Origin of the sequence: Sphingomonas sp., from assembly GCF_039595165.1 — a bacterium.
Classification (GTDB): domain Bacteria; phylum Pseudomonadota; class Alphaproteobacteria; order Sphingomonadales; family Sphingomonadaceae; genus Sphingomonas.
Genome location: NZ_JBCNMA010000158.1, coordinates 1 through 7,084 on the forward strand (window position 1 = coordinate 1; position 7,084 = coordinate 7,084).

Sequence of the window (7,084 nt, forward strand, 5' to 3'; positions counted from 1 at the left end):
GGCTGGGCAACGGCACGCTGGCGCCCGGAGCCGGCGGCGCGGGCACGCTCACGATCAACGGTGACCTCTCGATGGTGGCCGGCTCGCGCCTCGCCGTCGACTTCGGCGCGGCCAATGCGGTCGGCAGCCCGCTCAATGACGTCGTCAATGTCGGCGGCAATCTGACGCTCGACGGTACGCTCAACGTCGCAGTCACGCCGGGCGGCGCGTTCGACATCGGGCTCTACCGCATCCTCAACTATGGCGGCACGCTGACCGACAACGGGCTCGCGATCGGCACGATCCCCCCAGGCGCTGACGTGTTCGTGCAGACCGCCGTCGCCAACCAGGTCAACCTGGTCAACACCGGCGGCGCGACGCTCAATTTCTGGGACGGCGGCGCCGGCGCGAACAAGTTCAACAATGCGGTCGACGGCGGCAGCGGCATGTGGCGAACCGGGCTGGACAACAGCTGGACCGAGGCGACCGGCGCCGTGAATGCCGGCTATGCCAACGGCGCCTTCGCGATCTTCGCTGGCACCGGCGGCGTGGTCACGATCGACAACAGCCTGGGGACGGTCACAGCCTCGGGGCTCCAGTTCGCGACGACGAATTATCGGATCCAGGGGGATGCGCTGACGCTGACCGGTCCGCAAGCGGTGATCCGCGTCGGCGACGGCACCAACGCCGGGCTCGGCTACAGTGCGATCATCACTTCGGAGATCACGGGCGACGCCCAGCTGGTCAAGACCGACCTCGGCCGGTTGGAGCTCACCGGCGCCAACAGCTACACCGGCGGCACCGCGGTCAACGGCGGCACGCTCCGCATCTCCAGCGACGCCAATCTGGGCGCCGCTTCCGGCGGACTCAGCTTCAACGGCGGCACGCTCAACACCACGGCGGACATCAGCTCCGCGCGCGCGGTCGATCTCGCCGGTCAAGGGGTGTTCTCCATCGACGCGAACACCACGCTCACGCTCAGCGGCAATCTCACCGGCACGGGGCTGATCGGCAAGCTCGGCGCCGGCACCCTGGTGCTCGCCGGCACCGGCAGCCATACCGGCGGCATGGGGGTCGTGCAGGGCACGCTGCTCGTGAACGGTAACTATGCCGCGGCGACCGGGCCCGTGACCCTGAACCCGGTCGCCACGCTCGGCGGCACCGGCACGATCGGCGGCAATGTGAACCTCAGCGGCACGCTGGCGCCGGGCGCGGGTGGCGCAGGCACGCTGACGATCAACGGCGACCTGACGCTCAGCCAGACCGCGACGCTCGCCTATGAATTCGGGCAGGCCAATGTCGCCGGCGGCGCGCTCAACGATCTCGTCAATATCGGCGGGGACCTGATCCTCGACGGCACGATCAACGTCACCGTCCCCGCGGGCGGGGCCTTCAGCGCCGGCATCTATCGCGTGTTCAACTATGGCGGCACGCTCACCAACAACGGGCTGACGCTCGGCGCGATGCCGACGGGCAGCAATGTCGGCGTCCAGACCGCGATCGCGGGCCAGGTCAACCTGGTCAACTTCGACGGCCTCGCGCTCAACTTCTGGGATGGCGCGGCCGGGCCCAAGAACGACGGCGTGATCAACGGCGGCAACGGCGTCTGGCAGAGCAGCGCCGGCAACGACAACTGGACCGAGGCCGCCGGGCTCGTGAATGCGGGCTATTCCGACGGTGCCTTCGCGGTGTTCGGCGGAACGGCCGGAACGGTCACCGTCGACAACGGCCTCGGCCAGGTCACCGCGGGCGGCATTCAGTTCGCCGTCAACCGCTACACCGTCACCGGCGGCGCAATCGCGCTGAGCGGCGGCCAGGCGACGATCCGCGTGGGCGACGGCAGCGTCGCGGGCGCGGGCTACACCGCGACGATCGGCTCGGCGCTGTCGGGCGCGAGCGAGCTGGTCAAGACCGATGCCGGCACGCTGATCCTCACCGGCACCAACAGCTATACCGGCGGCACGCGCATCATGGGCGGCACGGTGCAGATCGCCAGCGACGCCAATCTCGGCGCGGCGGCGGGGGGCGCCACGTTCGACGGCGGCACGCTCGCGGCCACCGCGACGCTGACCAGCGCGCGTGAGGTCAATTTCGTCGGTGCGGGCACGCTCTCGACCGCGACCGGCACCACCGTCACGCTGAGCGGCGCGCTCGCCGGAACCGGCACGCTCACCAAGGCGGGCGGCGGCACGCTGCTGCTGACCGGCAACGGCGGCGCCTATACCGGCGCGGCCCGCATCACCGCGGGCACGCTGGCGGTGATGGGCGCGTTCGGCGGTGCGGTCGAGGTGCGCACCGGCACCCGGCTCGAGGGCAGTGGCAGCGTCGGCGCGGTGACCAATGCCGGCACCGTCGCGCCCGGCCGCGACGGCTTCGGCACGCTCACGATCAACGGCGGCTACACCGGCGCGAACGGCCTCCTCGAGATCGACGCCGAGCTGAACGGCGACGACTCGCGCGCCGACCGGCTGGTGGTGAACGGCGCGACCGCGGGCAGCACCGTGATCAAGGTGACCGAACATGGCGGCCTCGGCGCCGCGACGGTCGACGGCATCAAGATCGTCGACGTGACCGGTACCTCGAACGGCACGTTCACGCTCGACAGCGGCGACTATCTGTTCGAGGGGGCGCCCGCGTTGATCGCCGGCGCCTATGGCTATCGTCTGTACAAGAACGGCGTCACCAATCCCGCCGACGGCGACTGGTATCTCCGCTCGGCGCTGCTCGTGCCGCCGGGCATGCCGGAGGTGCCGCTCTACCAGCCCGGCGTGCCGGTCTATGAAGCCTATGGTCAGGCGCTGTCCGCGCTCAACCAGATCGGCACGATGCAGGAACGGGTCGGCAACCGCCAATGGGCCGAGGGCAGCGCCAGGTCGTTCGGCATCTGGGGCCGCTCGGAGAGCAAGCGCGCCCGGCCGGAGGCGGTGCGCTCGACCAGCTTCACCGACACGAATGTCGACAGCTGGAAGATCGAGCTGGGGGCGGATCAGGTGCTGAGCGAGCGCAGCGACGGGGCGTCGCTCGTGCTCGGCCTGCTCGGCAGCTATGGCGAGGCCAATGCGAGCATCGCCTCGCCTTACGGCAATGGCAGCATCAAGACCCGCGGCTACAGCGCCGGCGCGACGCTCAGCTGGTTCGGTCCGCAGGGTTTCTATGTCGACGGCCGCGCGCAGGTGACCTGGTTCGACAGCAAGCTCACCTCCGCGGTGCTCGGCAAGCTCACCGACGACAATAAGGGCACGGGCGAGGCCTACAGCATCGAGATCGGCAAGCGCGCGCCGATCGGCGACCACCTGTCGGTCACCCCGCAGATCCAGACGATCTACTCGACCGTCGGCTTCGACCGCTTCACCGATCCCAACGACGCAGCGGTCTCGTCCAGTCTCGGCGACAGCCTCAAGACGCGCTGGGGTATCTCGCTCGACCGGCAGGATACGCGCAGCCATGTCTATGGCGTGGTCAACGTCAGCTACGAATGGCTCGACGGGACGATCACCGACGTGTCCGGCACCCCGATCGCCCGCGAGAACCACCGTCTGTGGGGCGAGCTGGGACTTGGCGGCAGCCTGATGCTCGGCAGCCGCGTCACGCTGTACAGCGAGGTCTCGGCCGACACCGCGATCAACGACTTCGGAAAGAGCTACACCCTCAAGGGCATTGCGGGACTTCGCATGGCATTCTGAGCGCCGGGCGGATCAAGCCAAGCCGCGCATCGATCGATGGCGGCTTTGGCTTGGACGCTCGCGGTCCGACCCAATAGCTAGGCGTCGAGGCGTTTCGCGCATCGATGCGACGCCGGCGATCTGGGAGATGCATGTGACGACGATGAGCCCGACCGAGATGGGCCGCAGCCTTGGCCAAGGCCTGTTGTCCTTCCCCGTCACGCATTTCGACGCCGGGGGGTGGTTCGACGAAGCGGCTTATCGCACGCATTGCGCCTGGATGCTCGAGCACGACCTGGCCGGGCTGTTCGCCGCGGGCGGCACCGGCGAGTTCTTCTCGCTGACCCCGAGCGAGGTGGTGCGCGTCGTCGCCGCCGCGGTGGCCGAGGCGCAAGGCAAGCTGCCCGTCATCTCGGGCTGCGGCTATGGCACCGCGATCGCCACCGACATCGCGCGCGGCGCCGAGGCGGCGGGCGCGGACGGCCTCCTCCTGCTGCCCCCCTATCTCATCGGATCGAGCCAGGAGGGCCTCGCCGCGCATGTCGAGGCGGTGTGCCGCTCGACCGGGCTCGGCGTGATCGTCTACAATCGCGACAACGCCGTGCTCAACGACGAGACGCTCGCCCGCCTGTGCGAGCGCAACCCCAATCTCGTCGGCTTCAAGGACGGCCTCGGCGACATCGAGCTGATGACGCGCATCTTCGTGCGGATGGGCGACCGGCTCACCTATATCGGCGGGCTCCCCACGGCGGAGACCTTCGCCACGCCCTATCTGACGATGGGGGTGACCACCTATTCCTCGGCGATCTTCAACTTCATGCCGCGGTGGGCGCTGGCCTTCTATCGCGCGGTGCGCGGTGGCGACCAGGCGACGGTGCAGGCCCAGCTGCGCGAATTCGTGCTGCCCTATCTCGACTTGCGCAATCGCGGCCGCGGCTATGCCGTGTCGATCGTCAAGGCCGGCATGCGCGTGATCGGCCGCGACGCCGGCCCCGTGCGCACGCCGCTCATCGACCTCACCGCGGACGAGCATGACGAGCTGCGCGCGCTGGTCGAGCGCGCTGCGGGATCGGTGGCTAAGGCCGCGTAAGATGACCGCCGGCGTGACAGCGATCGCTGCCCCACGCTACACCGGCGCGATGTTCGAGCTCAGCCAGCTCCGCTGCTTCGTCGCCGCGGCCGAGGAACTCCATTTTGGTCGCGCGGCGCAGCGCCTCAATATGACTCAGTCGCCGCTCAGCCGGCAGATCCAGCTGCTCGAGCGCATCCTCGGCGTCACCCTGCTCGAGCGCACCAGCCGCCAGGTCAGCCTGACCCCCGCGGGCCATGTATTCCTGATCGAGGCGCGGCGTATCGTCCGCCTCGCCGAAAGCGCTTCGCTCTCCGCGCGCCGCGTGGCCAAGGGCGACGCCGGCAAGGTCGCGATCGGCTTCACTGCGGTGTCGGGCTACAGCCTCGTCCCGCAAATCGTCGCGCAGGCGCGCGCGAGCCTGCCCAATATCGACCTCGAATTGCGCGAAATGGTCAGCGGCGACCAGGTCGATGCATTGCTCACCGGACTGATCGACATCGGCTTCGTCCGCCCGCCGGTCGACCGGCTCGAGTTCGATACGCTGTGCGTGCTGCGCGAGCCGCTGCTGGTCGCGCTCCCGCCCGGCGATCCGCGCCAGGGCGAACCCGCGCTGGCGCTCGGCGACTTCGATGGCGCGCCGCTGATCATGTATGCGCGGCAGGGTGCGGGCTATTTCCACGACATGCTGGTGCGGCTGTTCGACGATGCCGGCGTGACGCCGAGCTATGTCCAGCACGTGACGCAGATCCATTCGATGCTCGGCCTCGTCCATGCCGGGCTCGCCGCGGCGATCGTGCCGCAGTCGGCATCGGGGCTCCACCTGATGGACGTCCAGTTCCGCGCACTGCGCACCGAGCCCGAGGCGCCGGTCGAGCTGCACATGGCGTGGCGCCGCGACAACGCCAATCCGGCGCTGGAGCCGATGCGCCTGCTCTGCGCGCAGATGGCCGGGACATGATCGCCCGCCGCGCGCTGCTCGGCGCGCCCTTGCTGATTTCGACCGTGGCATGGGGCCAGCGCGGCGATCCGATCGCGACGACCCGATACGGCCGGGTGCGCGGCATCGCCGAGCGCGGTGTGCTCGCGTTCCGCGGCATCCGCTACGGCGCCGACACGCGGCCGCACCGATTCGAGCGCGCCCTCCCGCCCGAGCGCTGGTCCGATATCGGCGACGCCACACGCTACGGCCCCGCCGCGCCGCAGACCCGGGCCGACGAACCGACCAGCGAGGACTGCTTGTTCCTCAACATCTGGACGCCCGCGCTCGACCGCGGGCGGCGGCCGGTGATGGTCTATTTCCACGGCGGCGCGCATGCGCATGGCTCGGGTTCGGACCCTCTCTACGACGGCACCCGCCTCGTCCGCCGCGGCGACGTCGTGGTGGTGACGCTCAACCATCGGCTCGCCGGGCTCGGCTATGCCTATCTCGCCCAGCTCGGCGGCCCGGCGGAATCGGGCAATGTCGGCAATCTCGACATCGTGCTCGCGCTCAAATGGGTGCGCGACAATATCGCGGCGTTCGGCGGCGATCCGGACTGCGTGATGATCTTCGGCCAGTCGGGCGGTGGCGCCAAGGCGATCACGCTGATGGCGATGCCGGAGGCGCGCCCGCTGTTCCACCGCGCCGCGACGATGAGCGGCCAGCATGTCACCGCCGCCGGCCCGCGCAACGCCACGATCCGCGCCCGCGCCTGGATGGAGAAGGCTGGCGCGAAGAGCGTCGCCGAGCTTAAGGCGCTCCCCGTCGAACGCCTTGTCGAGGCGATGGCGATGACCGATCCGATCGAGCGCAAGGGCGAGGTCAGCTTCGTCTCGACGCTCGACCACCACGTCCTCCCGCGCCATCCCTTCGTCCCCGATGCGCCGCGCGAGGCGGCGCACATCCCCCTGATCGTCGGCAACACGCATGACGAGACCGGCGTGTGGATCGCCGACTGGCTCAAGGCTGGCGACACCAGCTGGAACAACCTGGCCGACCGCATCGCCAGCCAGATCACGAAGGACGTCGCCCCGGACTGGGTCGTCCGCCGGTATCGCGAAATCTATCCGGAGAAGACCCCCGGCCAAATCCTGCTCGCCGCGACCACCGCCGGCCGCTCGTGGCCCGGCCACCTCATCCAGGCGGAGGAGCGCGCCAGGATCGGCGCGCCGACCTGGATGTACCAACTCGACTTTCCGTCGCCCGAAGCGGGCGGCGTGCTCGGCGCCTTCCACACGCTCGATATCCCGCTGGCGTTCGACAACACCGCCCTGTCCGGCGCACGCACGGGCGACGGTCCCGCCGCCCGGCGCCTCGCCGGGCGCATGGCCGACAGTTTCATCGCCTTCGCCCGCACCGGCGACCCCAATTGCGCGAGCGTGCCGGCATGGA

General features: G+C 69.7%; 4 protein-coding genes. All 4 read left to right on the forward strand.

Annotation, left to right across the window (positions count from 1 at the left end):
• On the forward strand, positions 1 to 3,662 hold a 3,662-nt coding region (locus ABDV68_RS17520; RefSeq protein ID WP_343521387.1), incomplete at its 5' end, for an autotransporter outer membrane beta-barrel domain-containing protein.
• 127 nt (positions 3,663 to 3,789) lie between these two features.
• Positions 3,790 to 4,731, forward strand: coding sequence for a 5-dehydro-4-deoxyglucarate dehydratase (gene kdgD, locus ABDV68_RS17525; protein WP_343521388.1), 942 nt, complete (start codon positions 3,790 to 3,792; stop codon positions 4,729 to 4,731).
• A 1-nt stretch (position 4,732) separates the two neighbouring features.
• On the forward strand, positions 4,733 to 5,671 hold the full coding sequence (locus ABDV68_RS17530) for a LysR substrate-binding domain-containing protein (RefSeq protein WP_343521389.1): 939 nt from the start codon (positions 4,733 to 4,735) through the stop codon (positions 5,669 to 5,671).
• On the forward strand, positions 5,668 to 7,084 hold a 1,417-nt coding region (locus ABDV68_RS17535), incomplete at its 3' end, for a carboxylesterase family protein (RefSeq protein ID WP_343521390.1). The genes ABDV68_RS17530 and ABDV68_RS17535, both read left to right, overlap by 4 nt.

Bases quoted from the DNA above. Each gene is read 5' to 3' on its own strand.
- kdgD (WP_343521388.1), top strand. From the start codon at position 3,790: ATGCATGTGACGACGATGAGCCCGACCGAGATGGGCCGCAGCCTTGGC.
- ABDV68_RS17530 (WP_343521389.1), top strand. From the start codon at position 4,733: ATGACCGCCGGCGTGACAGCGATCGCTGCCCCACGCTACACCGGCGCG.